The organism is Herbaspirillum aquaticum (assembly GCF_002213425.1).
Taxonomy (GTDB): Bacteria; Pseudomonadota; Gammaproteobacteria; order Burkholderiales; family Burkholderiaceae_D; genus Herbaspirillum; species Herbaspirillum aquaticum.
On sequence record NZ_NJGV01000002.1, the window covers coordinates 254,838 to 281,710 of the forward strand.

Below are 26,873 nucleotides of genomic sequence, written 5' to 3' on the forward strand. Positions count from 1 at the left end.
TAAAAAAATTATCCCCGCGATGCGGGGATAAGTCGGTCCGCCCGGATCGTCCCGGGCGGGGTGCAGCGCGGGCTGGGGCGCGCCTTATTGTGCTTTCGGCGGCTGGCTCACGTCAATGCCGAACCACTTTTCGGAGGCGGCCTTGAAGCTGCCGTCGGCCTTGATGTCGGCCAAGGCCTTGTTCAGCGCGGCCTTGAACTCCGGGTTGCCCTTGCGGAAGGGGATGCCGATCTTGTCGACGGTGCCGATGGGGCTACCGGCCTTCAGCGGCAGGTTGGTCGACTTCAGGATATAGCCGACCAGCAGGCTGTCGTTGAGGGCCGCATCGATACGGCCGGCGGCCAGGTCAGCCAGGTACTCGGGCGAACCCGGATAGGTACGCACGTCGATGCCCGCCACGGCCTTGGCCTTCTGTTCGAAGTTGGTGCCCTGGCCCAGGCCCAGCTTCTTGCCCTTCAGGTCGTCCAGGCTCTTGAACTCGCGCTTTTCGTCCTTGCGCACGATCAGCTGGGCGCTGGAGAGGGTGTACGGCTCGGAGAAATCAAAAGCTTTCTGGCGCTCGTCGGTGATGCCGACCTGGTTGATGATGACGTCATACTTGCCGGCGCCCAGGCCGGCCAGGATGCCGCTCCACTCGGTCGTGGTGAACACCGGCTTGACGCCCAGCTTGGCTGCCAGCAGCTTGGCTACGTCGACTTCGAAGCCGGTCAGTTCGCCCGTCTTGGCATCCTTGAAGTTGAACGGGGGATAGTTGCCCTCCAGGGCCACCTTCAGGGTGCCGCTGCTCTTGACCGATTCCAGCAGGTCGGCCGCCGACACGCTCAGGCTGGACGCCAGCAGGGTCGCGCCGACACCGGCCAGCAGCCATTGCTTGATATTCTTCTTCATAATTTGATGTCCTTATAAAAACTTTCGCCACAAAAACTGCAGCCAGGCGGCAATGATGCCCTCGTTTTGCCGAACTGCAAGGGCTGGCTTAAGACTTTGATGTAGAAAGCTTATGCCCGACGCGGTTCCCGGTCGCCTCAGGCCTGCAATTGCTCCAGCGCCTCCTGCTGCTCCAGCCATTCATTTTCGAGCTGCTCCAGTTCCTTGCTGCAATAGGCTTGGTCGGTGATGAGGGTCTTCAGTTCTTCCTTGTTGGCGGCGTCGTAAATGTCGGGGCTGGCCAGGCGCGCGTCGATGTCGCCCTTGCGTGCATTGAGCTTGGCGATCTGCTCATCGAGGCGCTTGATGCGGGCTTCAATGGGCTTCTTCAGGGCCGACATCTTCTGGCGCTGCTCAGCCTCCAGGCGCTTCTGTTCCTTGCGGTCCACCAGCGCTGCCGGGGCCTCAGCCACCGGCTGGCTGGCCGCGGGCAAAGGCGCGGCAGCGGCCGCATCGTTGCGGGCGGCCAGCTTGGTCTTGAAGAGCCAGTCCTTGTAGTCGTCCAGGTCGCCATCAAAGGGTTGCAGCTTGCCCTCGGCCACGATCAGGAACTGGTCGGTCGTCGCGCGCAGCAGGTGGCGATCGTGCGAGACCAGGACCAGCGTGCCTTCAAACTGTGCCAGCGCCATCGTCAGCGCTTCACGGGTTTCCAGATCCAGGTGGTTGGTCGGTTCATCCAGCAGCAGCAGGTTGGGGCGCTGCCAGACGATCAGGGCCAGCGCCAGGCGTGCCTTTTCACCGCCCGAGAAGGGAGCGATGGAGGAGGTTGCCATGGTGCCGTTGAAGTTGAAGCTGCCCAGGAAGTTGCGCAATTCCTGCTCGCGCACATCCGGGGCCAGCCGCGTGAGATGCCACAGGGGCGATTCGTCATGGCGCAGCATTTCCACCTGATGCTGGGCGAAGTAGCCGATCACCAGCCCCTTGCCCAGGCGGGCCGTGCCGGACAGGGGATCGATCTCGCCGGCCACGGTCTTGATGAGCGTGGACTTGCCCGCCCCGTTGACGCCCAAGAGACCAATGCGCTGGCCGTTCTGCAGCGAGAAATCGATGCCATGGACGATGATCTTGTCCTGGTCCGGCGCACCGTTCTTGCCTTCGATGTGATAGCCGGCGTTGACCTTTTCCATCACCAGCAGCGGATTGGGTGCCGACAAGGGCTCACGGAATTCGAAGGAAAATTCGGCGGCCGCCCGCAGCGGCGCCAGCTCTTCCATCTTGGACAGGGCTTTCATGCGGCTCTGCGCCTGCCTGGCCTTGGTCGCCTTGGCCTTGAAGCGGTCGATGAAGGATTGCAGGTGCGCGCGCTGGCGCTGCTGCTTCTCGATCATGCCCGCCATCAGCTCCAACTGGGCCGAGCGCTGGCGCTCGAAGCTGCTGTAGTTGCCGGAATATCGCTTCAATTTGCGATCGTCGATATGAACGATCACGTTCACCACGCCATCCAGGAAATCGCGGTCGTGGGAAATGATGAGCAGGGTGCCTTCGTAGCGCTTCAACCAGTCTTCCAGCCAGATGATGGCATCCAGGTCCAGGTGGTTGGTCGGTTCATCCAGCAGCAGCAGGTCGGACGGGCACATCAGTGCCTGTGCCAGGTTCAGGCGCATGCGCCAGCCACCGGAGAAGCTGGCCACCGGCCGTTCCATCTGTTCCAGCGAAAACCCCAGGCCCAGCAGCAACTGCTCGGCGCGCGAGCGCACGGTGTAGGCATCGGCATCGGCCAGGGCGGTATGCAGCTCGGCGATGTGGTTGCCGTCGTGCTTGTCGTCCGGTTGTGCCTCGGCGCGGGCCAGGTCGGCTTCCAGCTGGCGCAGGTGGGCATCGCCGTCGATGGCATATTCGATGGCCGGACGATCCAGCGCCGGGGTTTCCTGCGCCACGTAGGCCATGCGCCAGCGTGCCGGGAAATCGACATTGCCCTGGTCGGCATGCAGCTCGCCACGCAGCATCGCGAACAGGCTGGACTTGCCGGCGCCATTGGCGCCGATCAGGCCGATCTTGTCGCCCGGATTGAGCGTCAGGTCGACATTTTCCAGCAGCGGCTTGACGCCGCGCTGGAGGGAAACTTGCTGGAAACGGATCATCGGTGATTCACAATCGTTGGAGCGCGCTAACGCGGATGCTGACGCTCAGGTTCAGGCCAGTTGCAGTTGTTCGGCCGTGACCAGGAACACCATGTCGTCGCCGGCGCTGGTGGTCAGCCAGGTCAGTTCCAGTTCCGGGAAGGCGGCTTCGGCGAAGGCGCGTTCATTGCCGATCTCGACGACCAGTACACCCTCGGGCGTCAAGCGCTCGGCAGCACCGGCCACGATCTTGCGTACCAGGTCCATGCCGTCCTCGCCACCGGCCAGGGCCAGTTGCGGTTCGCGCAGGTATTCCTGGGGCAGCTTGCTCATGGAGCCGGAATTCACATAGGGCGGATTGCTGATGATCAGATCGTACTTGCGCAGCGGCAGTTGCGTGTACAGGTCGGACTCGACCAGGTTGATGCGTTCCTGCAGCTGGTAGTCGTCCACGTTCTTGCGGGCCACGGCCAGCGCATCGGCGGAGATGTCGACCGCATCGATCTGCGCGTTCGGGAAGGCATCGGCCAGCAGGATCGGCAGGCAGCCGGAACCGGTACACAGGTCCAGCGCGTTGACGATGGCTTCCGGATCCTGGATCCAGGGCGAGAAATGCTGCGGAATCAGTTCGGCGATGAAGGAACGCGGCACGATCACGCGTTCATCCACGTAGAAGCGATAGGCGCCCAGCCAAGCTTCATTGGTGATGTAAGCAGCCGGGACGCGGTCCTTGCTGCGGCGTTCGATCACGCGCATGACGGAGGCGATTTCCTCGGGCAGCAGACGCGCATCGAGGAAGGGGTCGAGCTGGTCCAGCGGCAGCTTCAGGGTATGCAGGATCAGGTAGGCCGCTTCATCCAGCGCATTGCTGCTGCCGTGGCCGAAGAACAGCTGCTCGGTGTTGAAGCGGGTCACGGCGTAGCGCAGCAGGTCGCGCACGGTGGAGAAATTGTTGGGGGTCATGGTGTTCCCTTCAATGCAAGGCTGCCCGCTCAGGTGAGCAGGTTTTCCAGCGTCTTGCGGTAGATATTCTTGAGCGGATCGATATAGCGCACTTCGATGTGCTCATCGATCTTGTGGATGCTGTCATTGGGCGGACCGAACTCGATCACCTGCGGGCAGATCTGGGCGATGAAGCGGCCATCCGACGTGCCTCCGGTGGTCGACAGTTCAGTATCCAGGCCGGTCTCGTCCTTGATCGCCTTGGACAGCGCATCCGACAGGTCGCCGCGCGGGGTCAGGAAGGGCAGGCCACCGACGGTCCACTTCAGGTCATATTCCAGGCCGTGCTTGTCGAGGATGGCATGCACGCGCTGCTGCAAACCTTCCACGGTGCTGGCGGTGGAGAAACGGAAGTTGAAGTCGATCACCACTTCGCCGGGGATCACGTTGGAGGCACCGGTGCCGCCGTGGATGTTCGAGATCTGCCAGGAAGTCGGCAGGTAGTATTCATTGCCCGCATCCCACTGCTCGGCCACCAGTTCGGCCAGCGCCGGTGCGGCCTGGTGGATGGGGTTGCGCGCCAGCTGCGGGTAAGCGATATGGCCCTGGATGCCCTTGACGGTCAGCTTGCCCGACATGGTGCCGCGGCGGCCGTTCTTGATCATGTCGCCCAAGGTCTTGGCCGAGGTCGGTTCGCCCACGATGCAGTAATCCAGCTGCTCGCCACGTGCCTTCAGGGCATTGCAGACTACCACGGTGCCGTCGATGGCCGGGCCTTCTTCATCGCTGGTGATAAGGAAGCCGATCGAGCCCTTGTGATCGGGGTGGGCCGCCGTGAACTCTTCGCAAGCCACCACCATGGCGGCAATCGAAGTCTTCATGTCGGAGGCGCCACGGCCATACAGGCGGCCATCGCGCAGGGTCGGCTGGAAGGGATGCGACTGCCACTTCTCCAGCGGGCCGGTGGGCACCACGTCGGTGTGGCCGGCGAAGACCACCAGCGGCTGTGCCGTGCCCTTGCGCGCCCACAGGTTGGTGACATCGCCCGACTGGATGGTCTCGCAGACGAAGCCCAGCGGTGTGAGCAATTCCGCCAGCCTGGCCTGGCAGCCTTTGTCTTCGGGGGTGACGGAAGAAAGGGACATCAATTCCTGGGTCAGGGCCAGCGTCTTGCTCATGATCATTTCTCGAAAATGTGTTGATACTGATCGGCCTTGAAGCCGACGTGATACTGCTTGCCATCGAAGAGCACCGGGCGCTTCACCACCGAGGGGTTTTCCACCATCAGGGCCACGGCAGCGGCGTCATCGGTGATGGCGGCCTTGCGTTCGTCCGGCAGGGCGCGCCACGTGGTCCCCTTGCGGTTGACCAGCACATCGCGCTCCACGTCCTTGAGCCAGGCTTGTGCCTGTTCGGCGGTGAGGCCGGCCTTCTTGAAATCGTGGAAGTCAAAGGCGATCCCTTGCTCATCGAGCCACACGCGGGCTTTCTTGACGGTGTCGCAGTTGGGGATGCCAAAAAGGGTGATCTTGTCGCTCATGCTCATTCTTACAAAACAGGCCGCTAGAATACGACGCCGCGCCGGACAGGACGACCGGCGCGGCGCATGGGTGCTTCAGGACTTCAGGCAAGCCGCCGGTGCGAAATTATTCGCCGCGCAGCAGTTCGTTGATGGAAGTCTTGGAGCGGGTCTGGGCATCGACCTTCTTGACGATGATGGCGGCATACAGGCTGTACTTGCCATCCTTGGAGGGCAGGTTGCCCGGCACCACCACCGAGCCCGCCGGCACGCGGCCGTAGTGCACTTCGCCGGTTTCGCGGTCATAGATCTTGGTCGATTGGCCGATGTAGACGCCCATGGACAGCACCGAGTTTTCTTCGATGATGACGCCTTCGACCACTTCAGAACGGGCACCGATGAAGCAGTTGTCTTCGATGATGACGGGGCCAGCCTGCACCGGCTCCAGCACGCCGCCGATGCCGACACCGCCGGATAAGTGAACATTCTTGCCGATCTGGGCAGCCGAACCGACGGTGGCCCAGGTATCGACCATCGTGCCTTCATCGACATAGGCGCCGATGTTGACGTAGGAGGGCATCAGCACCACGTTGCGGCCGATGAAGGAACCATGGCGGGCCACGGCAGGCGGCACCACGCGGAAGCCACCCTTGGCGAAATCTTCAGCGGTGTAGTTGGCGAACTTGGTGGGGACCTTGTCGTAGAACTGCGGGTAGCCGGTACCAGCCGACATCGGCACGTTGTCTTCCAGGCGGAAGGACAGCAGGATGGCTTTCTTCACCCATTGGTTGACTTCCCACTGGCCGACGCCTTGACGGTTGGCGACGCGCAGGGTGCCATCGTTCAGGCCTGCGATCACTTCGGCCACCGCATTGCGGATGTCGGCCGGAGCGCTCTTGGGGGACAGGCTGGCGCGGTCTTCCCACGCCTGATCGATGATTTGCTGAATGGACTGTGTCATGTTGATATCTATGAACGGTTGGGTGAAAGGGGAGCGAATCTGGCTTGCTTGACCAGGCTTATGCCTGGCTGGCCAGTTTCTTGGTGAAGGCGACGATGCGTTGCGCCGCCTCCAGGCATTCTTCGACTTCGGCCACCAGCGCCATGCGGATGCGGCCAGCACCCGGATTGACGCCATGCGCCTCGCGCGCCAGGTAGCTGCCGGGCAGTACCGTGACATTATATTCGGCGTACAGGCGTTGGGCGAATTCGGTGTCGCTGATATTGACCAGCTTGTCGACCTTGGCCCACAGGTAGAACGCCGCATCGGGCAAAGCGACCTCCATCACTTCCTGCAGCAGCGGTGTGACCTGCGAGAACTTGGTGACGTACTTGGCGATGTTGTCCTGGACGTGGGTTTCGTCCTGCCAGGCCAGCACGGAGGCGGCCTGGATCACCGGGCTCATGGCCGCGCCATGGTAGGTGCGGTAGAGCAGGAATTTCTTGAGGATCGATGCATCGCCGGCCACGAAGCCCGAGCGCATGCCCGGCACGTTGGAGCGCTTGGACAGGCTGGAGAAGGACACGAGGTTGCGATAGTCGCGGCCCAGCAGGCGTGCAGCCTGCATGCCGCCCAGCGGCGGATCCTGCTTGAAATAGATCTCGGAATAGCACTCGTCGGAGGCGATCACGAAGCCATAGCGGTCCGACAGGGCGAACAGTTCCTTCCAGTCCTCCAGCGTCAGCACGGCACCGGTAGGGTTGCCGGGCGAGCAGACGAACAGCAGCTGCACGCGCTCCCACACGTCTTGCGGCACCTGGCTGAAGTCCGGCGCGAAGTTGCGGGCCGGGTCCGAATTGACGAAGTAGGGTTCGGCACCGGCCAGGTAGGCCGAGCCTTCGTAGATCTGGTAGAACGGGTTGGGACACATCACCAGCGCGCCCGGTCGGGTCGGGTCGACCACGGTCTGGGTCAGCGAGAACAGCGCCTCGCGCGAGCCGATCACCGGCAGGATCTCGGTGGCCGGGTCCGGGCGCGGGATGTCGTAACGCTTTTGCAGCCAGTCGGCGATTGCGCCGCGCAGGGCGTCGCTGCCCAGGGTGGCCGGATACGAGGCCAGGCCGGACAGGTTGTCCGTCAGTGCCTGCTGGATGAATGCGGGCGTCGGGTGCTTGGGCTCGCCGATGCCCAGGCTGATCGGGCGATAGGCCGGGTCGGGCGTGATGCCGGCGAAGAGCTTCTTGAGCTTTTCGAAGGGATAGGGCTGCAGTTTGTCGAGTAGGGGATTCACGTCGCTGGACTGGAGTAAAGCTTTCCGGGCCAGCGTCTCGCGAGGGCGTCAGCGAGATCGGGCGGCCACGGCAAAGGGCTGGGAAAGCTTGCGATTATACCGTCATTTGATGGCATTGCCGCGCTCCGGGTCGGCCTGATGTTGAGTCCATGACATGCCTGGCTGACAAGAAAACGGCTGCGGCAATCCTGGCCGGGCGCGTGTTCACCTTCTTGCAGCCTGGCAAAGAAAAGGTGCAATCCGGAAAATCAGGGACTCTTACGCGGTGTATTCAGCGGATTGTCAGGGAGAGTCAGGGAGTATTGTGGGCGCTCGCCAAAACGGGACCGTTCACAAGGCGGCCCACCCATTCCCGGAGAACAAGAATGAAAAGCCTCAGGGCGCAGCTATTGTCTGCGCTGGTCGTGATGTGGATCGGTTTGCTGGCGCTGGCCGCCTGGTCCGCCTTCAGCGCCCGTGAAAACATGATGGATGAACGCAAGGACGGCCTGCGCCGCGTGGTGGAAGCGGCCAATGGCGTGGTCAACAGCTATGTGGCCGATGTCGCGGCCGGCAGGATCTCCAAGGAAGAGGCCCAGAAGAACGCCCTGGAGCGCATCGCCGCCATGCGCTATGACGGCGACAACTATCTCTTCATCTTCGACTCCCGCCCGGTGGTGCTGATGCTGCCGTCCAACAAGGCGATGATCGGCAAGAACGTGGCCGACCGCAAGGATTCCGAGGGCAAGGCCTATTACGTCGAGATGATGAAGGTTGGCCAGGAAAAGGGGCATGGCTTCGTGCAATACATGGGTCGCCTGCCCGGCACCGACGACAGCAACCGCACCCCCAAGATGAGCTACGTGGTGCACAACAAGACCTGGGACTGGTTCATCGTCACGGGCGTGTTCCTCTCCGATGTGCAGGCCCAGTTCCGGTCTGACCTCGTCAAGCTGCTCGGCATCCTGGTCGCGGTCGGCGTGCTGGTCTCGGTGATGATGCTGGCCATCATCCGCCGCATCACCGGCAGCCTCGGTGGTGAGCCGGCCTATGCGGTGGCCATTGCCACGCGCATTGCCAACGGCGACCTGACGGTGCGGGTCGATACCCGCCCCGGTGACAACCGCAGCCTGCTCTTCGAGATGGCCAGCATGCGCGAGCGGCTGGGCGGTGTCATCAAGGGCATCCGCCAGGGTACCGATGCCATCGATATCGGCGCGCGCGAGATTGCAGCGGGCAACCTGGACCTGTCTTCGCGCACCGAAGAGCAGGCCGGTTCGCTGGCCACTACAGCCTCCAACATGGATACCCTGACTGCCACCGTCAAGCAGAACGCCGACAATGCCCGCCAGGCCGGCCAGCTGGCCAACAACGCTTCGGAAATCGCCAAGCGCGGCGGCGAAGTGGTGGGGCAGGTGGTGCAGACGATGGAAGGCATCACGGAAAGCTCGCGCAAGATCTCCGACATCATTGGCGTGATCGATGGCATTGCCTTCCAGACCAATATCCTGGCCCTGAATGCGGCAGTGGAAGCCGCCCGCGCCGGCGAGCAGGGCCGCGGCTTTGCGGTGGTGGCCTCCGAGGTGCGTTCGCTGGCCCAGCGCAGCGCCCAGGCGGCCAAGGAAATCAAGGCCTTGATCGAGGATTCGGTGCAGCGCGTGGGCGATGGCTCGGACCAGGTGGCCCGCGCCGGGGAGACCATGGGCGAGGTGGTGTCGGCGGTGCACCGCCTCACCGACATCGTCAGCGAGATCTCGGCTGCCTCCGAAGAGCAGCGTCGTGGTATCGAACAGGTCAACCTGGCCATTGGCGAGATGGATCAGGTCACCCAGCAGAACGCCGCCCTGGTCGAAGAGGCAGCGGCGGCGGCCGGTTCACTGGAAGAGCAGGCAAGGCGCCTGAAGGCGGCAGTGGCGACTTTCCGCGTCGACGGCGAGGAAGCCGCAGTCGCCCCCGTCCCCGCACCGGTGGCTGCCCCCAAGGCGGTGCCTGTCGCCGCCAAGGCGCCGGGCCCGGTCAAGCCGCTGCCCAAGCCGGCGGCCAAGCCCCTGGTCAATGCAGCAGCGCCGCTTCCGCCACCAGGCAAGCCCGCAGCCCCCGCCAAACCGGCCTCTGCGGGCAGGTCATCGCCCGCAAACGATGACGGGGATTGGGAAACCTTCTGATTCGCTCTTGTCAGAATGAAGAAATGGACGCCGTACCGGGTGCGCTCGGTGCGGCGTTTTTCATGGCGCGGGTGCATGGGCCAAAAGGGCGGAAGCAGGCATGCTGGCGCGCTTTTTGGTCTTTCCGGGGCCGTGCGATGTTATGATACCGGCCGTTCCGGAAGCAAAAATCCCGCTTCCTCTTAACTGATTCAATTTGTCGATAACGTGCGTCTAACTTCCATCAAATTATCTGGATTCAAGTCCTTCGTCGAGCCTACGCACTTCCAGGTTCCGGGGCAGCTGGTGGGTGTGGTCGGGCCCAATGGCTGCGGCAAATCCAATATCATCGACGCCGTGCGCTGGGTCCTGGGCGAATCCAAAGCTTCCGAGCTGCGCGGCGAGTCGATGCAGGACGTCATCTTCAACGGCTCCACCCATCGCAAGCCGGCCGGGCGCGCCTCGGTCGAACTGGTGTTCGACAACTCCGCCGGCAAAGCGGCCGGCCAGTGGGGCCAGTACGCTGAAATCGCCGTCAAGCGCACGCTCACGCGCGACGGCACGTCGTCCTACTACATCAACAACCAGTCGGTGCGCCGCCGCGACATCCAGGACATCTTCCTCGGTACGGGCCTGGGCCCGCGCGCCTATGCCATCATCGGCCAGGGCATGATCTCGCGCATCATCGAGGCGCGTCCTGAGGAGCTGCGCATCTTCCTGGAGGAAGCCGCGGGCGTATCGAAGTACAAGGAACGCCGCCGCGAGACTGAAAACCGCCTGCACGACACCACCGAGAACCTGACGCGCCTGGAAGACATCCTGCGCGAACTCAACGCCAACTTGGAAAAGCTGGAAGCCCAGGCCGCCGTGGCCAAGAAATTCCACGAGCTGCAGAACGACCAGGAAGAAAAGCAGAAGCTGCTCTGGCTGCTGCGCAAGAATGAAGCCAAGGCCGAGCAGGAGCGCTTCTTCAAGGAAATCGAGCGTGCCCAGATCGACCTGGAAGAGCAGACCGCCAAGCTGCGCCACGTCGAAACCGAACTGGAGCACATGCGCCAGGCGCACTACGCCGCCGGCGACCGGCTGCACCAGGCGCAGGGTCACCTGTACCAGACCAACTCCGAGATCGGCAGCCTGGAAGCGCAGATCAAGTTCGTCATCGAATCCCGCAATCGCCTGCAGGCCCAGCTCAATTCGCTGGGCGCGCAGCGTGACCAATGGCAGCGCCAGGGCACGCAGCAGCAGGAAGAACTGGCCGAAGCGGAAATCCAGCTGGAAGAATTCGGCATGCGTGTGGAGCAATCCCAGCACGCCGTGCAGGACACCAGCGACCGCTTGCCCTCGCTGGAATCGGCCTGGCGCGAGTCCCAGGTCAAGACGACCGAGTCGCGCGGCAAGATCATGCAGGTGCAGCAGCAGATCGAACTGCAGTCCACGCACCAGCGCAATGCCTCCAACATCCTCTCGGGCCTGGCCGCGCGCCGTGAACGCCTGATGCAGGAAAAGAACGGCATGGCCCTGCCCGACGAGACGCACCTGTCCAACCTGCGCATGCAGCTGGAAGAAAAACAGGCCTCGCTGGAAGAGGCCAACATGTATCTGGAAGAGGCCCAGGAGCAGTTGCCGCGCCTGGAAGAAGAGCGCCGCACCGCCCAGGAACTGGTCAGCAAGGAAACCTCGGCCAATGCCCAGCTGGAAGCCCGCCTCACCGCCCTGAAGCAATTGCAGGAAAGCGTGCAGGCGCAAGGCAAGGTGCAACCCTGGCTGGAAAAGCACGGCCTGGCCGAGCTGCCGCGCCTGTGGCAGAAACTGCACATCGAATCCGGCTGGGAAACCGCGCTGGAAGCGGTGCTGCGCGAGCGCATGTCGGCGCTGGAAATGTCCAACCTGGACTGGGCCAAGGCCTTCTTCAGCGATGCCCCGCCGGCCAAGCTGGCGCTGTACGCGCCCAACGCCGGCCTGGCCCAGCCTGAATCCCAGCCGGTGGCGGGCCTGAAGCCCTTCGTGACCTTGCTGCAGCTCAACGATCCGGGCCTGCGTGCCCTGATGAACGACTGGCTCAACCACATCTACATCGCCGACGACACGGCCACCGCCTTTGCCGAGCGCTCCAAGCTGCCGCTGGGCGGCTTGTTCGTGACCCGCCAGGGCCATGTGGTGAGCAATGCCAGCGTACGGTTCTATGCCTCCGATTCGGAGCAGGATGGCATGCTGGCGCGCCAGCAGGAAATCGAGAACATCACCAAGCAGCAACGCGCCCAGGCTATGCTGGCCGAGGAAGCCAAGGGCCGCGCCGTGCGCGCCGAAGCCGCCCTGTCGGGGGCATCGCAGCGCCTGCAGGAATTGCGCCAGCGCGTCAATTCGCTCACGCAATCGGCCCACAGCCTGCAGATCGAGGTCATGAAGCTGGCCGAGGTGCAGGAGCGCTTCAACCAGCGCAGCACCCAGATCGCCACCGACCTGGAAGAAATCTCGATGCAGGAAGCCGAGCAGCAGCAGGTGCAGGCCGAATCCGAGGCCCGCTTCGAAGAGCTGGACATCGAACTGGCCGAGCTGCAGGAGCAGCACGAGAACGGCCAGACCGATTACCTGAACAAGGAACAGCAGCTCAACGATGCCCGTACCCGCCTGCGCGAGCTGGAGCGTGCTGCCCAGGAAACCGAATTCGCCGAGAAGTCGCATCGCAACAAGATCGAGGAATTGAAGCGCGGCATCGCCACCGCCCTGGAACAGGCAGCGCAACTGTTTGCCAGCATGCAGCAAGGCTCGCTGGAACTGGAAAGCCTGGATGACCAGGCTGCCCAGGCCGGCCTGCAGGAATTGCTGGACCGCCGCAGCGAGCAGGAACGTGCGCTGGCCGATGCGCGCCACGAGCTGGATCAGCTGTCGCAGCAACTTCGTTCACATGAAGAATCGCGCATGCAGGCTGAGCGCAGCCTGCAGCCCCAGCGTGACCGCATCACCGAACTGCAACTGAAGGAACAGGCCGCGCGCCTGAACCAGGAGCAATTCTCCGAAGCGCTGGCGCAGACCCAGGCCGACGAGGCCGCGCTGTCGGAAAAGCTGACCAGCGACATGCGCCCGTCCTACCTGCAAGGCGAAGTGACGCGACTGACCAATGCCATCGCAGCGCTGGGCGCGGTCAACCTGGCCGCACTGGACGAACTGGCCACCGCCTCCGAGCGCAAGCACTTCCTCGATGCCCAGCACGCCGACCTGAACGAAGCCATCACCACGCTGCAGGATGCGATCCACAAGATCGACATGGAAACCCGGGATCTGCTGCAGGACACCTTCGACAAGGTGAACCACCACTTCTCGGAACTGTTCCCGGTGCTCTTCGGCGGTGGCCAGGCCAAGCTCATCATGACCGGCGACGAGATCCTCGATTCCGGCGTGCAGGTCATGGCCCAGCCGCCAGGCAAGAAGAACGCCACGATTCACCTGCTCTCCGGTGGCGAAAAGGCGCTCACTGCAACGGCGCTGGTGTTCTCGATGTTCCAGCTCAACCCGGCCCCGTTCTGTTTGCTCGACGAAGTGGATGCGCCGCTGGACGACGCCAACACCGAGCGCTTCGCCAACATGGTCAAGCGCATGTCGGAGTACACCCAGTTCCTCTTCATCTCCCACAACAAGATCGCCATGGAAATGGCGCAGCAGTTGATCGGGGTGACCATGCAGGAACAGGGCGTGTCGCGGATCGTGGCGGTGGACATGGAGTCGGCCGCCAACTTCTCCAGCGCCGAGCAGGCTGCCTGATGATTTGTGCTGCACGGGGCTGGAGCTTTGTCGGCTTGACAAGCAAGGGGTGTGACCGTACCCTGAAAGCCTTGCCGGCCAGCCCGCAGCGGGCGCAAGCCCCAGCTGGAACCGTTCTGATTTGGCCCCCACGGGCCATGGAAAAATAACAATATCTTGACCGCGCACTTGCCGTACCCGATCCGTTCGATTTCCCTGCATGGCTCCGTTGAGCCGGTGCAGGTGGCTGCCAGCGCTGCGGCAGCGTCGACGGAATCGCCGTGTGAGCGGCCCGCGCGGTCCAGGCCTTCTTGGATTGATAGGAATCGGATTTCTTCGATGAGCAGCTTTTCCCAGCCGACCATGCCACGCGGCGCCCATGATGGCGCCCTCCAGCCCGCCAGCCTGAAAGGTCGTGCAGCATGATGATGGATCTCCAGACCAGCCTGATCATCTTGGGCGGCGTCTTCGTCGCCGGGGTCATCACTTACAACAAGTGGCAGGAGCACAAGGCGCGCAAGACCGTGGAGCGCGCCTTTTCTTCGTCCCACGATGACGTATTGATGTCGCCGGACGAGCCCGCCGCCGAACCCGTCTTCGTGCCACCCACCGAACGCAGCGCGCCGGTGCCGCGCTCAGCCGAGCCCGTGCTCGACCCCGGTGCCGAGCGCGCCGAGCCGTCCCTGTACGACCTGCCCGAGCGCAAGCCGGTACCGGCCCCGGTGAAGGCCTACCAGGAGCAGGCCGAGTTCGAACCGCGTGAACCCTTCCTGGGCGAGCCGCCGGTCTCCGCAGCCCCTGCCACTGCGGCAGCCGATGAGGCCGTGCTGGGCGAGGCCGTGGCACAAGCGCCGCAATCGACGGTGGCCCAGGTCATCGCCGGTGCGCAAGAGCAGGGCGATGCCGTCCCGGTCTTCACCCCGCCGCCCGAAATGCAGGCCCGCCTGGCGCCCAAGCGCGAACTGCCGGTCGATGAACTGATCGACTGCAATATTCCCATCGCTCTGGACAATCCGCTGCGCGGCGAAAAGCTGCTGCCCATGCTGCAAGGCCTGCGCCATGTCGGCAACAAGCCGGTGCACTTCATCGGCCGCACCACCGACGGCGCCTGGGAAGCCATCGCCCACGGCAGCATCTACGACGCCTTGCTGGCCGGTGCGCAGTTGGCCAACCGCAGCAATGCCATCAACGAGATCGAGTATTCGGAACTGGTCATGCGCCTGCGCGACCTGACCGATGCGCTCTCGGGCGAGCCCGAATTGCCGGACATGCCCGATGTCATCCGCACCGCCCAGGCGCTGCACCAGTTCATCATCGACCATGATGCGCAACTGTCGGTGAACGTGCGCTCGCAAGGCGCACCCTGGAGCCTGGCGACCCTGCTGGCGGCATTGACGCGCCAGGGCTTCGACCGCCGTACCGAAGGCTACCTGGTGATGCAGGATGGCGAAGGTGAAGTGCTCTTCGCGCTCTCCACCAATGCCACCCCGACCGATGAAACCACCGATCGCCTCACGCTCTTGCTGGACGTGCCGCGCGTGGCTCCTTCGCGTGATGGATATGGCGCTTTGGTGGCCTGCGCCAAGTCGCTGTCGGCGCGCCTGGGTGGCGTCATCGTCGATGACAGCGACCAGCCGCTGACCGATGAAGCCCTCTCCGATATCGCCGAACAGGTGGCCGCGTTCTACAGCGCCATGGAATCGGCCGAGATTCCTGCCGGCTCCACCCGTGCCTTGCGCTTGTTCAGCTAAGGCCGCGTTTTTACTCCCCCTACGATGCAAGACGACTTGTTTTCCGCCGGACGGCCCCCGCAAGGGGAGCCGGACTGGCTGTCGCGCGCCCGTGTGCTGCGTGACGAACTGAACCGCCACAACCACAGCTATTACGTCCTCGACCAGCCCAGCATCCCGGACGCCGAATACGACCGCCTGTTCCAGGAACTGCAGGCACTGGAAACCGCCCATCCCGAACTGCTTACGCCCGATTCGCCGACGCAACGCGTCGGGGCCGGTCCGCTGCCGCAGTTTGAGCCGGTGCGCCATGACATCCCCATGCTCTCGCTGGGCAACGGTTTCGCCGACGAAGACATCGAAGCCTTCGACAGGCGCGTACGCGATGGTCTGGAGACGCTGCAGGAAGTGCGCTACGCCACGGAGTTGAAGTTCGACGGCCTGGCCATCAGCCTGCGCTACGAGAAGGGCGTCCTGGTGCAGGCTGCGACGCGCGGCGACGGTACCACGGGCGAAAACGTCACGGCCAACATCCGCACCGTGCGCGCCATTCCCCTGCGCCTGCATGGGGAAAACCTGCCGCAGGTGATTGACGTGCGCGGTGAGGTGCTGATGTACAAGGATGATTTTGCGCGGCTGAACCAGCGCCAGCGTGACGCCGGCCAGAAGGAATTCGCCAATCCCCGCAACGCCGCCGCCGGCAGCTTGCGCCAGCTGGATTCGCGCATCACCGCGCAACGCACGCTGCGCTTCTTCGCCTATGGCATCGGCGTGCTGGAAGGTGCCGAGATGCCGGCTTCGCATTCGGCCCTGCTGGACTGGTACCAGCAACTCGGCCTGCCGGTGTGCAAGGAGCGCGCCGTGGTGACGGGGGCAGCCGGTCTGCTGGACTTCTTCCGCAGCATCGGTGCCAAGCGCGAAAGCCTGCCTTACGAGATCGATGGCGTGGTCTACAAGGTCGACCGCCTGGACCAGCAGAAGCACCTGGGCTTCGTCTCGCGCGCCCCGCGTTTCGCGCTGGCCCACAAGTTCCCGGCGCAGGAAGCCCTGACCGTGGTGCAGGACATCGAAGTGCAAGTCGGCCGCACCGGAGCCATCACCCCGGTGGCGCGCCTGAATCCCGTCTTCGTCGGCGGGGTCACGGTCACCAACGCCACGCTGCACAACGAAGATGAAGTCCGCCGCAAGGATATCCAGATCGGCGACACCGTCATCGTGCGCCGCGCCGGTGACGTGATTCCGGAGGTGGTGGCCTTCGTGCCCGAGAAGCGTCCGGCCGATGCCCGCGCCTTCGTCATGCCGGCCAACTGCCCCGTGTGCGGCTCGCCGATTGTGCGGGCGGAAGATGAAGCGGTGGCGCGCTGCTCGGGCGGCTGGCTGAAATGTTCAGCGCAGCGCAAGGGTGGCCTGCAGCATTTTGCGTCACGTCGCGCCATGGACATTGAAGGTCTGGGCGAGCAACTGGTCGAGCAACTGGTGGACCGCCAAGTGGTCAACACGCCGGCTGATCTTTATCGCCTCGGCTTGTCGGCCCTGGCCGAACTGGACCGCATGGCCGAGAAATCCGCACAGAACGTGCTGGATGCCCTGCAGAAGTCCAAGACCACCACGCTGGCACGGTTCATCTACGCGCTGGGCATCCGCCACGTGGGGGAGGCAACGGCCAAGGAGCTGGCACGTCATTTCGGCGGCATCGACAAGCTGCTCGCCGCCAGCGAGGAACAACTGCTGGAAGTGGCCGATATTGGTCCGGTGGTCGCCTCCTCGATCCGTGCCTTCTTCAATGATCCGATCAATGTCGAGCTGGTCGAGCAGTTGCGCGCGGTCGGCGTGCACTGGCCCGAGAGCGAAGGTGTCGATGCCGGTGCCAAGCATCTGGCCGGGAAGACCTTCGTGTTGACCGGCACCTTGCCCAACTTGTCGCGCGATGATGCCTCGCAGTTGATCGAAGCGGCCGGCGGGAAAGTCTCCGGTTCGGTCTCGAAGAAGACCAGTTACGTGGTCGCCGGGGCCGAAGCTGGCAGCAAGCTGGCCAAGGCAGAGGAACTGGGCATCGCCATCCTCGATGAGGACGCCCTAAAGGCGCTTTGCGCCGGTCAGGATGCGTCAGAAACGTAATCACCTTGTCTTTTTATTCATATAGAATGCCGCGCATAAGCAGTTCCGTTCCCGGAACTGCGGTGCAGGACTCACCGCATAACGACATAACCACATAACAAGACCCATCCTTACCTCGGAGTCATGATGATCAAGAAGATCAAGAAAGCCGTTTTTCCTGTCGCCGGTCTCGGTAGCCGCTTCCTGCCTGCCACCAAGGCCCAGCCCAAGGAAATGCTGCCCATCGTCGACAAGCCGCTGATTCACTATGCAGTGGAAGAGGCGGTCGCCGCCGGCATCACGGAAATGGTGTTCATTACCGGCCGCAACAAGCGCGCCATCGAAGACCACTTCGACAAGGCCTACGAGCTGGAATCCGAACTGGAAGCTGCCGGCAAGAAGAAGCTGCTGGAGATCGTGCAGAACGTGGTACCCAAGAACGTCAATTGCATCTTCATCCGCCAGTCCGAGCCGCTGGGCCTGGGCCACGCCGTGCTGTGCGCGCGTCCGGTGGTGGGTGAAGAACCTTTCGCCATCCTGCTGGCCGATGACTTCATGGATACCGACGAGGGCGTCAAGCCGGTGCTGGCACAGATGACCGACATCTATGCACGTGAAGGCATGAGCATGCTGGCCGTGCAGGAAGTACCGAAGAGCGATACCCGCCAATACGGCATCGTCAGCGCCACCCCTTACCAGCCGGACCTCGAACGCATCAACGCCATCGTCGAAAAGCCGGCCCCGGAAGAAGCGCCGTCCACGCTGGCCGTGGTGGGGCGCTACGTGTTGAACAGCCGCATCTTCCACTACCTGGAAAACATCCCGCGCGGCGCCGGGGGCGAGATCCAGCTCACCGACGGCATCGCCAAGCTGATGCAGGCCGAATCCGTGCTGGCTTACCGTTACCAGGGCCAGCGTTATGATTGCGGTTCCAAGCTGGGTTACCTCAAGGCCATGGTGGCCATGGGCCTGAAGCACCCGGAAACCGGTCCGGCCTTCTCGGAATACCTGCAGGAAGTGGCCAGCAAGGCGCGCTGATCGCTGCTGCTGTCCGGCGCCCGCATCTTGCGCGGCGCCTTGCTTGCACAATGACGCCCGGTTCCTGCCGGGCGTCTTTCATGGAGAGCTTCAATGGCAATACGCGAGATTCTCAAAATGGGCGACCCGCGCCTGCTGCGCCAGGCGCAGCCGGTCACGCAATTCGGGTCGCCTGAATTGGCGCAGCTGGTGGACGACATGTTCGAGACCATGCGCGCCGTCAACGGTGCCGGGCTGGCCGCGCCCCAGATCGGGGTGGACCTGCAACTGGTGATCTTCGGCTTCGGCCACAACCAGCGCTATCCGGAGGCACCGGCAGTGCCGGAGACGGTGCTCATCAATCCGGTGCTGACGCCCTTGTCGGAGCAGGAAGAAGAGGGCTGGGAAGGCTGCCTGTCGGTACCCGGCATGCGCGGCGTGGTGCCACGCTGGAGCCGCTTGCGTTACCAGGGCGTGGACTTGCACGGCAACGGGATCGACCGTACCGTCGACGGTTTCCATGCCCGCGTGGTGCAGCACGAGTGCGATCACCTGCAGGGCATCCTGTATCCGATGCGCATCCGCGACTTCCGCCAGTTCGGCTTCACTGAAGTACTGTTCCCGGACCTGGATCCCAACCAGGACGACTGAACGACGACACTGCAAAAAAAACATCCCGGCACCAGGCCGGGATGTTCGTTTCAGGAGCGATGAAACCGCGTTCGGGGAATCAGGCGCTTTCCTTCACGCGCCTGTCGATGTGGGCCAGCGCCTCTTCCACCTGGTCGATCAGGATCAGGCACAGGTCGCCGGGTTGCAGCGTAGCGAGGGCGGTATCGATGGCGACGAATTCGCCGTTGATTTCCTTCACATCCTTCGTACGCTTGGCGCCTCCAAGTCCCTGGCGCAGCAGCGCGATCACTTCGCCGTCTTCGCGGCCGCGCTGGCACTGGTCTTGGTACAGCACCACTTCATCGAAGGCATCGCCCAGCAGTTCGGTCTGGCGGGTGATGTCGACGTCGCGGCGGTCACCGGCGCCGCTGATGACCACCGAGCGGCGGTTGGCGGGCATGCTGTCGACAGCCTTGATGAGGGCCTGGATGGCGTCCGGGTTGTGGCCGTAGTCGGCGATCAGGGTGGCACCCTTGTAGTCGAACAGGTTGAAGCGGCCTGGTGCGGTGCCGCTGTCGCTGATGAAGCTGGCCAGGGCGCCGGTGATCTGTTCCCAGTCCAGGTTCAGCGCCCAGGCGGCACCGACCGAAGCCATCACGTTCTCGACCTGGAAGCCGATGGCACCGCTGCGGGTCAACGGAATGCCGGAGAGCTTCAGGCGTTTTTCGAACGTACCCTGCGCGGCCACGATGGCGTCGCCGTCTTGATAGACGATGCGATGGCCCTGTGCGCGGTGGGTGGCCATGATGGGGTGGGTCGGATCCAGCGCGAAGAAGGTTACCGAGCCGGGGCAGGAAGCGGCCATTTTGGAAACCATCGGGTCCGCTGCATTCAACACGGCAGTCCCGGTCGGTGCCACGTTCTCGACGATGACGCGCTTGACCACGGCCAGGTCTTCCACGGTGCTGATGTAGGACAGGTCCAGGTGGTCGCCCATGCCGATGTTGGTGACCACGGCCACGGCGCAGCGGTCAAAGCCCAGGCCTTCGCGCAGCACGCCGCCACGGGCGGTTTCCAGTACGGCGGCATCCACATCGGGGTGGAACAGCACATTGCGCGCGCTGCGCGGGCCGCTGCAGTCGCCGGTGTCGGTGCGCTGGCCATCGATGTAGACGCCATCGGTATTGGTCATGCCCACGCGCAGGCCGGTCTTGGCCAGCAGGTGCGTGATCAGGCGCACGGTCGTGGTCTTGCCGTTGGTGCCGGCCACCGCTACCACGGGGATGCGGCCATCGTCGCCATCCTCGTACATGGTCGAGATGATGGCTTCGCCCACATCGCGCGCCTTGCCGTACGAGGGCGAGAGGTGCATGCGCAGGCCGGGCGCGGCGTTCACTTCGACGATGCCGCCGCCTTGCTCTTCCAGCGACATGTGCACCGAATTGCAGACCACGTCCACACCGCAGATATCGAGCCCGACCATTTGCGCTGCCGCGATGGCGCGCGCGGCCACATCCGGATGGACGTCGTCGGTGACATCGGTGGCGGTGCCGCCGGTGGAGAGGTTGGCGTTGTTGCGCAGGACCACGCGCACGCCCTGGGCGGGAATGGCTTCCGGGTCCAGGTTCTGGCCGGACAGCACCGACAGCGCGATGTCGTCCAGGCGGATCTTGGTCAGCGAAGTGGCGTGGCCGTCGCCGCGCAGCGGGTCGGCGTTGACCTGGTCGATCAACTGGCGGATGGTGTGCACGCCGTCGCCGATGACTTGCGGCGGATCGCGGCGGGCCGCAGCCACCAGGGTCTTGCCGATCACCAGCAGGCGGAAGTCGTGGCCCGGCAGGTAGCGCTCGACGATGACTTCATCGCTGATCAGGGCAGCGTTGTTGAAGGCGCGGGTGATCTGTTCCGGGGTGCTGATGTTGACGGCCACCCCCTTGCCCTGGTTGCCGTCCAGGGGCTTGATGACCACGGCCGAGCCGATTTCCTCGGCGGCCTTGAGGGCATCTTCCACGGTCTCGACCACGCGGCCGTTGGGGACCGGCACGCCAGCGGCGTGCAGCAGCATCTTGGTCAGGTCCTTGTCTTGCGCAATCGATTCGGCAATCGCGCTGGTGTTGCTGGTTTCTGCAGCCTGGATACGCTTCTGGCGGCTGCCCCATCCGAACTGCACCATGCTGCCCTGGGTCAGGCGGCGATAGGGGATGCCACGCTTGATGGCGGCATTGACGATGGAGCCGGTAGAGGGACCGAGGCGCACGTCTTCATCCAGTTCGCGGATGCGGGCCAGCGCGCCGGTGAGGTCGAAGGGAGTGTCGGCCTGGGCGGCGCGTACCAGTTCCAGCGCGAGGTCGAAGGCCAGGCGGCCGACTTCTTCTTCGCTGTATTCCACCACCACCTGGTAGATGCCGGTCTCGACGGTGGAGACGGTACGGCTGAAGGTTACCGGGCAGCCGGCCTGGCTTTGCAGCGCCAGGGCGGCAGCGGCCAGGGCATGCGCCATGGAGACGACCTGCTTGCCGCCATCGGGTTCGAGGAAGCCGATCTGCGGGAAGCGGGCGCGCAGGCGCAGTTCGAAGCCGGGCATGTCATCGATGACGCGCTCGTTTTCCGGACAGGAAACGATGGCCTCGATGGCAGTGTGTCTGCTCCAGAGATTGGGGCCGCGCAGGGCGCGAATGCGGGATACGTCCATGGACTCGTTTTCCTAGATGTCTCTTGATCTTGATTCAGTCAGTCTTGCAGCAGGGCGCGCCGGTTCAGGCGGCCTGGCTCTTGAACTTCAGGCCTTGCTCTTCGGCGCGCTCGGTGCCGAACAGCTCGATGCCGGCACGGATCACCTCAGGGCCGATGCCCAAGGCCCAGGCGGCACCGACGGCCGCCAGCACGTTTTCGACCTGGTAGGCCACCGCGCCGTTTTCGGTCAGCGGAATGGCATCGACCGAGCTGACCTTGCATTGGCGCTCGCCCTCGGCCTGGATCAGGTCGCCATCGCGCAGGAACACGGCACGGCCGCCTTCCTTCAGGTGGCTGGTCAGCAGTTCGGAGGCCGGGTCGGTGCTGAAGAAGATGACTTCGCCATCGCACAGCTGGGCCATGTCGGCCACCAGCGGATCGTCGGCATTGAGCACGGCGGCGCCTTCGGGCAGCACCAGGTCGACCTGGGTGCGCTTGACCTTGGTAGCGATCTGCTCGGCGTTTTCGATGTAGAACTCGGGCAGGCTGTCGGTGGGATCGATGTTGGCCACCACGCCGACCAGGCAGCGGTCGTAGGCCAGGCCTTCGGCCAGGATGGCGGCGCTGCCGTTCTCGAACACGGCGGCTTCCACCGCACGGTTCAGCAGCACGCGATGGGCGGCGTCCCAGGTGGCGCGGTTGCCGCGCTCGATCTGGCGTTCGCCGAAGTACAGGCCTTCACCGCAGGCCAGGCCCACGTGCTTGCCCGACAGGTGCACGATGCGGGCGATCAGGCGCGAAATGGTGGTCTTGCCATGGGTGCCGGTGACGCCGACGATGGGAATGCGGCCGTTTTCTTCCGGGCCGAACAGGTTGTCGATAATGGCTTCGCCGACCGGACGCGGCTTGCCGTCGGAGGGTTTCAGGTGCATCAGCAGGCCGGGGCCGGCATTGACCTCGACGATGGCACCGCCCTGGTACTGCAGCGGACGCGAAATGTCTTCCGCCACGATGTCCACGCCGGCAATGTCCAGGCCCACGATGCGCGCGGCCAGGGAAGCGGCGGCCGCCACGCTGGGGTGGACCAGGTCGGTGATGTCGGAGGAGACGTTGCCATTGCGCAGCAGCAGGATGCGGCGGCCGGCGGCGGGGACCGATTCGGTGGTCAGGTTCTGGCGCTGCAGTTCCAGCACGGCAGCTGGTTCGCGGTCCAGCAGCACCGGGTCCAGCAGGTGTTCTTCCAGGAGGCCGCGGCGCGGGTCGCGGTTCAGTTCGTCCAGCAGGTCCTGCACGGTGGACTTGCCGTCGCCGACGATGAAGATCGGTTCACCACGGGCGGCGGCGGCCAGCTTGCCGCCGACGATCAGCAGGCGGTGTTCCAGGCCCGGCACGAAGCGCTCGACCAGCACGCCGCTGCCTTCTTCCAGGGCGACCTTGTAGGCGGTTTCGATTTCTTCCTGGGTGTTCAGGTCGATGAAAACGCCCCGGCCATGATTGGCATCGCAGGGCTTGACCACCACCGGCAGGCCGATGTCCTGGGCTGCATCCCAGGCGTCTGCGGGACTATCCACCAGGCGGCCTTCGGGCACCGGCACGCCACAGGTTTCCAGCAGGGACTTGGTCAGATCCTTGTCACGCGAGATGCCTTCGGCAATCGCGCCGGTCTGGTCGGATTCGGCCGTCCAGATGCGGCGCGACTTGCAGCCGTGGCCCAGCTGCACCAGGTTGCCTTCGGAGAGGCGGATGGTGGGGATGCGGCGCTCGTCGGCGGCGTCCACGATGCATGCGGTGCTGGGGCCCAGGCACAGGCGGTCCACCATGCGGCGCAGCTTGCGCAGGGTGCCGTCGAGGTCGTAAGGGCGGTCTTCGATGGCGGCCATCACCAGGTCACGGGCGGCGAAGAGCGCTGCGCGGGTGACTGTTTCATGGCGGGCACGCACCACCACCTTGTAGACGCCGCGCACATTGGTTTCGCGCGCCTTGCCGAAGCCGCCGGGCAGGCCGGCCAGGTTCTGCAGTTCCAGGGTGACGTGTTCCAGGATGTGGCCGGGCCAGGTACCTTCGTGCAGGCGGCGCACGAAGCCGCCGCGCTCTTCGTAGCTGCAGCGGTGTTCGATCAGGGTGGGCAGCCAGGTGGTGAGGCGGTCGACGAAGCCGGGAATGGTATTGGAGGGAAAATCTTCCAGTTCGCCGATATCGATCCACACTTCGAGGGCGGAGCGGTAGGTCCAGATGTTGGGACCCTTGAGATTCAGAAAACGGAGGAATTCGATGTTTTTCATGTGTGGTGGATAGTCCGCTGTAATTGCCCAAGCCAGGATAGCGATGCTGGCTGCATCGCACGTGCCACCCTGCGCACGCCGGTCAGCGCTCTGTCAGAATAACGCATGGTTCACTAACGCGCAGGACGGCTTTTGGTTTACTGCATTTGCCAGATGGTAGAACTGAATGAAAATTGATATTGCCCGGAAGAAATCAAATGAAGGTTTTGTATCGTCAAAGGCGGGCAGGGTACAACGGTTGGAGCGACGGGGTGCATGCGGGCAGGGTGGTATGGAGATGAACGATATTGTCGCAGACTGTCCCGCTGCCGTGGCAATGCCGCCGAAAAATCCGCCAGGCTGCGCCCGAGATGAAGAGCTTGGCAGATCAGCCATTCGCATCATGCCGGAAAGATCATGCCGATGTGTCATCGGGTGAAGCCTCAGGTGCACCATTTGACGACCTCTCGCGTTATCGAATGGCTGCCGCAGGATGGGTGGGCAGATCGTGGATTGGCAGCGGGGGACGCTGCGCTATAATCGCGCGCTGCCCGCTGGCACATCCTTGCAGGCATCAAGACAACAAGACAACAGGTCCGGCGAGACCTGCACCTCCCAAAACAATAGCCAAACTGCTCACTTCGGGCCTCAACGCTGCCGTTACATGACTACTGACTCAATTCCTTCCGCGACCGCCAGCCTGCCCGAGCGCTGGCAAACGGAAACTGCTGCCCGCCTGGCCCAGGGGGAAACCGTGCTGGCCTGGCTGGAACTGGACCTGGACGCCCAGCTGCACTTCAAGCCCTCACTGGTGCTCGCGACTGACCAGCGTCTGCTGGCCCTGGCCCCGGACGGCCAGCAATGGCAGGAGTGGGCCTACCGCCCGGACCTGCAACTCAAGCATGTCGACCATGCCGGTGTCGGTACCCTGGAGCTGTGCGACGGCGCCGGCCGCCTGGCGGCCTGGCGTTACACCCTGGCCCAGAATCCGCAGGCGCTGCGCCTGATCAAGCTCTTCGAGCAGCAGCGCGATCTGCTGGCCTCGGGCGTGACGGCCGAGGAAGAGGGCGACGTCTGCCCAACCTGCAAGGCGGTGCTGCCGGAAGGCCAGGAAACCTGTGCCATCTGTCCGGAAACCAAGGAAGCGCCACCGTCGACCTGGGCGCTGTTCCGCCTGTCGCGCTTCGCCAAGCCCTACAAGGGCTCGCTGCTGCTGGGCTTCCTCCTGACGCTGGCTTCCACCGCCGCCACGCTGGTGCCGCCCTACATGACCATGCCCCTGATGGACAACGTGCTGATCCCGTTCCAGAACGGCACGCCCATCGATACCCACCTGGCCACGCTTTACCTGTCGGGCCTGCTGGGCGCGGCGGTGCTGGCCTGGGGCCTGGGCTGGGCGCGCACCTACATCCTGGCGCTGGTGTCCGAGCGCATCGGCGCGGACTTGCGCACGACTACCTATGCGCACCTGCTGCGGCTGTCGCAGGAATATTTCGGCGGCAAGCGTACCGGTGACCTGATGGCGCGCATCGGCTCGGAAACTGACCGCATCTGCGTGTTCCTGTCGCTGCACCTGCTCGATTTCGCCATTGATGTGCTGATGATCATCATGACGGCCGCCATCCTGATCTCGATCAATCCCTGGCTGGCGCTGGTGACCTTGCTGCCGCTGCCGTTCATCGCCTGGATGATTCACGTGGTGCGGGATCGCCTGCGCCACGGTTTCGAGAAGATCGACCGCATCTGGTCGGAAGTGACCAATGTGCTGGCCGATACGATTCCCGGCATCCGCGTGGTGAAGGCGTTTGCGCAGGAAAAGCGTGAAGTGGCGCGATTCCGTGAAGCCAACCGCCACAACCTGATGGTCAATGACCGGGTCAACAAGATCTGGTCGCTCTTCACGCCCACGGTCACTTTCCTGACCGAGGTAGGCTTGCTGGTGGTATGGGTGTTCGGTATCTGGCAGGTCTCCAGCAACCAGATCACGGTCGGTGTGCTGACCGCCTTCCTGGCCTACATCAGCCGCTTCTATACCCGCCTGGACTCGATGAGCCGCATCGTCTCGGTCACGCAGAAGGCTGCGGCCGGCGCCAAGCGCATCTTCGACATCCTGGACCATGTCTCCAGCGTGCCGGAGCCGGCCAATCCGGTGCACCTGGAAAACGTCAAGGGTGCCATCGAAGTGCGCAACATCGGTTTCCGCTACGGCAACCGCGCGGTGATCCGCAACATGAGCCTGTCCATTGCGCCGGGCGAGATGATCGGCCTGGTCGGCCACAGCGGTTCGGGCAAGTCCACCATGGTGAACCTGATCTGCCGCTTCTACGATGTCTCCGAAGGGGCGATCCGCATCGATGGCGTGGACATCCGCTCGCTGCCGATTTCCGAATACCGCCGCAACATCGGCCTGGTGCTGCAGGAACCCTTCCTGTTCTTCGGCACCATTGCCGAGAACATCGCCTACGGCAAGCCGGAAGCCACCCGCGAGGAAATCATCGCGGCGGCCCGTGCCGCCCACGCGCATGAATTCATCCTGCGCCTGCCGCAGGGATATGACTCGCTGGTGGGCGAGCGCGGACAGGCGTTGTCAGGCGGTGAACGCCAGCGCATCTCGATTGCGCGCGCGCTGCTGATCGACCCGCGCATCCTGATCCTGGACGAGGCGACTTCCTCGGTCGATACCACCACCGAAAAGGAAATCCAGAAGGCGCTGGACAACTTGGTCCAGGGCCGTACCACGATTGCCATCGCCCACCGCCTGTCGACCCTGCGCAAGGCCGATCGCCTGGTGGTGCTGGATCGCGGGCAGGTGGTCGAGGTCGGCAACCACGAAGAACTGATGGCCCGTGAAGGGCATTACTACAAGCTCTACCAGGCCCAGGCGCGCAATCCTGATGGGGATGCCGAGGTGTCGGTGAGCGAAGAAGAGAAGGGCGAATAAGC

General features: G+C 63.8%; 16 protein-coding genes. 7 read left to right on the forward strand and 9 right to left on the reverse strand.

The genetic code is table 11. The features are described 5' to 3' along the window. Window positions 1-84: 84 nt before the first annotated feature. The 7 genes from CEJ45_RS03560 to dapC all read right to left on the reverse strand — a co-directional run bounded on the left by CEJ45_RS03560 (window position 85) and on the right by dapC (window position 7,679). Window positions 85-888 carry a cystine ABC transporter substrate-binding protein gene (locus CEJ45_RS03560; RefSeq protein ID WP_034338781.1) on the reverse strand — a complete coding sequence of 268 codons (804 nt, stop codon included), beginning with the start codon at window positions 886-888 and terminating at the stop codon, window positions 85-87. A 137-nt stretch (window positions 889-1,025) separates the two neighbouring features. After that, the gene (locus CEJ45_RS03565) at window positions 1,026-3,008 is read right to left on the reverse strand and encodes an ATP-binding cassette domain-containing protein (protein WP_088753839.1); all 1,983 of its coding nucleotides are present in this window, start codon (window positions 3,006-3,008) and stop codon (window positions 1,026-1,028) included. Between the two features lie 51 nt (window positions 3,009-3,059). After that, a complete protein-coding gene (gene prmB, locus CEJ45_RS03570; protein WP_088753840.1) occupies window positions 3,060-3,950 on the reverse strand; it encodes a 50S ribosomal protein L3 N(5)-glutamine methyltransferase in 891 nt (296 codons plus the stop codon). 29 nt (window positions 3,951-3,979) lie between these two features. Then, complete coding sequence (dapE, locus tag CEJ45_RS03575; RefSeq protein ID WP_088753841.1) at window positions 3,980-5,107, reverse strand: succinyl-diaminopimelate desuccinylase; 1,128 nt, start codon at window positions 5,105-5,107, stop codon at window positions 3,980-3,982. Window positions 5,108-5,109: 2 nt separating this feature from the next. Next, a complete protein-coding gene (locus CEJ45_RS03580; RefSeq protein ID WP_044531779.1) occupies window positions 5,110-5,469 on the reverse strand; it encodes an ArsC family reductase in 360 nt (119 codons plus the stop codon). A 106-nt stretch (window positions 5,470-5,575) separates the two neighbouring features. Beyond that, entirely contained in the window at window positions 5,576-6,409 is an 834-nt protein-coding gene (gene dapD / locus CEJ45_RS03585) for a 2,3,4,5-tetrahydropyridine-2,6-dicarboxylate N-succinyltransferase (protein WP_006462557.1), read from the reverse strand. Window positions 6,410-6,467: 58 nt separating this feature from the next. After that, on the reverse strand, window positions 6,468-7,679 hold the full coding sequence (gene dapC / locus CEJ45_RS03590) for a succinyldiaminopimelate transaminase (RefSeq protein WP_088753842.1): 1,212 nt from the start codon (window positions 7,677-7,679) through the stop codon (window positions 6,468-6,470). 365 nt (window positions 7,680-8,044) lie between these two features. Here dapC and CEJ45_RS03595 point away from each other — a divergent pair, with 365 nt between their 5' ends. The 6 genes from CEJ45_RS03595 to def all read left to right on the forward strand — a co-directional run bounded on the left by CEJ45_RS03595 (window position 8,045) and on the right by def (window position 19,035). Next, the gene (locus tag CEJ45_RS03595) at window positions 8,045-9,823 is read left to right on the forward strand and encodes a methyl-accepting chemotaxis protein (RefSeq protein WP_088753843.1); all 1,779 of its coding nucleotides are present in this window, start codon (window positions 8,045-8,047) and stop codon (window positions 9,821-9,823) included. A 207-nt stretch (window positions 9,824-10,030) separates the two neighbouring features. Then, window positions 10,031-13,561, forward strand: a complete 3,531-nt coding sequence (gene smc / locus CEJ45_RS03600; RefSeq protein WP_088753844.1) for a chromosome segregation protein SMC — start codon at window positions 10,031-10,033, stop codon at window positions 13,559-13,561. Between the two features lie 401 nt (window positions 13,562-13,962). Beyond that, window positions 13,963-15,291 (forward strand): cell division protein ZipA C-terminal FtsZ-binding domain-containing protein, encoded by a 1,329-nt coding sequence (locus CEJ45_RS03605; RefSeq protein ID WP_088753845.1) that lies wholly within the window; start codon window positions 13,963-13,965, stop codon window positions 15,289-15,291. Window positions 15,292-15,315: 24 nt separating this feature from the next. Further along, entirely contained in the window at window positions 15,316-17,388 is a 2,073-nt protein-coding gene (gene ligA, locus CEJ45_RS03610; RefSeq protein ID WP_088753846.1) for an NAD-dependent DNA ligase LigA, read from the forward strand. Window positions 17,389-17,514: 126 nt separating this feature from the next. Next, window positions 17,515-18,405 carry a UTP--glucose-1-phosphate uridylyltransferase GalU gene (gene galU / locus CEJ45_RS03615; protein ID WP_088754030.1) on the forward strand — a complete coding sequence of 297 codons (891 nt, stop codon included), beginning with the start codon at window positions 17,515-17,517 and terminating at the stop codon, window positions 18,403-18,405. Window positions 18,406-18,498: 93 nt separating this feature from the next. Next, window positions 18,499-19,035: a peptide deformylase gene (def, locus tag CEJ45_RS03620; protein WP_088753847.1), complete on the forward strand. Its 537-nt coding sequence runs from the start codon at window positions 18,499-18,501 to the stop codon at window positions 19,033-19,035. Between the two features lie 79 nt (window positions 19,036-19,114). Here the strand turns inward: def and cphA are convergent, their stop codons facing one another. Together cphA and CEJ45_RS03630 are read right to left on the reverse strand one after the other, a co-directional pair. Next, window positions 19,115-21,688 (reverse strand): cyanophycin synthetase, encoded by a 2,574-nt coding sequence (cphA, locus tag CEJ45_RS03625; RefSeq protein ID WP_088753848.1) that lies wholly within the window; start codon window positions 21,686-21,688, stop codon window positions 19,115-19,117. Between the two features lie 64 nt (window positions 21,689-21,752). Next, window positions 21,753-23,951, reverse strand: coding sequence for a cyanophycin synthetase (locus CEJ45_RS03630; RefSeq protein WP_088753849.1), 2,199 nt, complete (start codon window positions 23,949-23,951; stop codon window positions 21,753-21,755). 643 nt (window positions 23,952-24,594) lie between these two features. Here CEJ45_RS03630 and CEJ45_RS03635 point away from each other — a divergent pair. Further along, the gene (locus CEJ45_RS03635; protein ID WP_088753850.1) at window positions 24,595-26,871 is read left to right on the forward strand and encodes a cyanophycin metabolism-associated ABC transporter; all 2,277 of its coding nucleotides are present in this window, start codon (window positions 24,595-24,597) and stop codon (window positions 26,869-26,871) included. The last annotated feature ends 2 nt before the right edge of the window (window positions 26,872-26,873 follow it).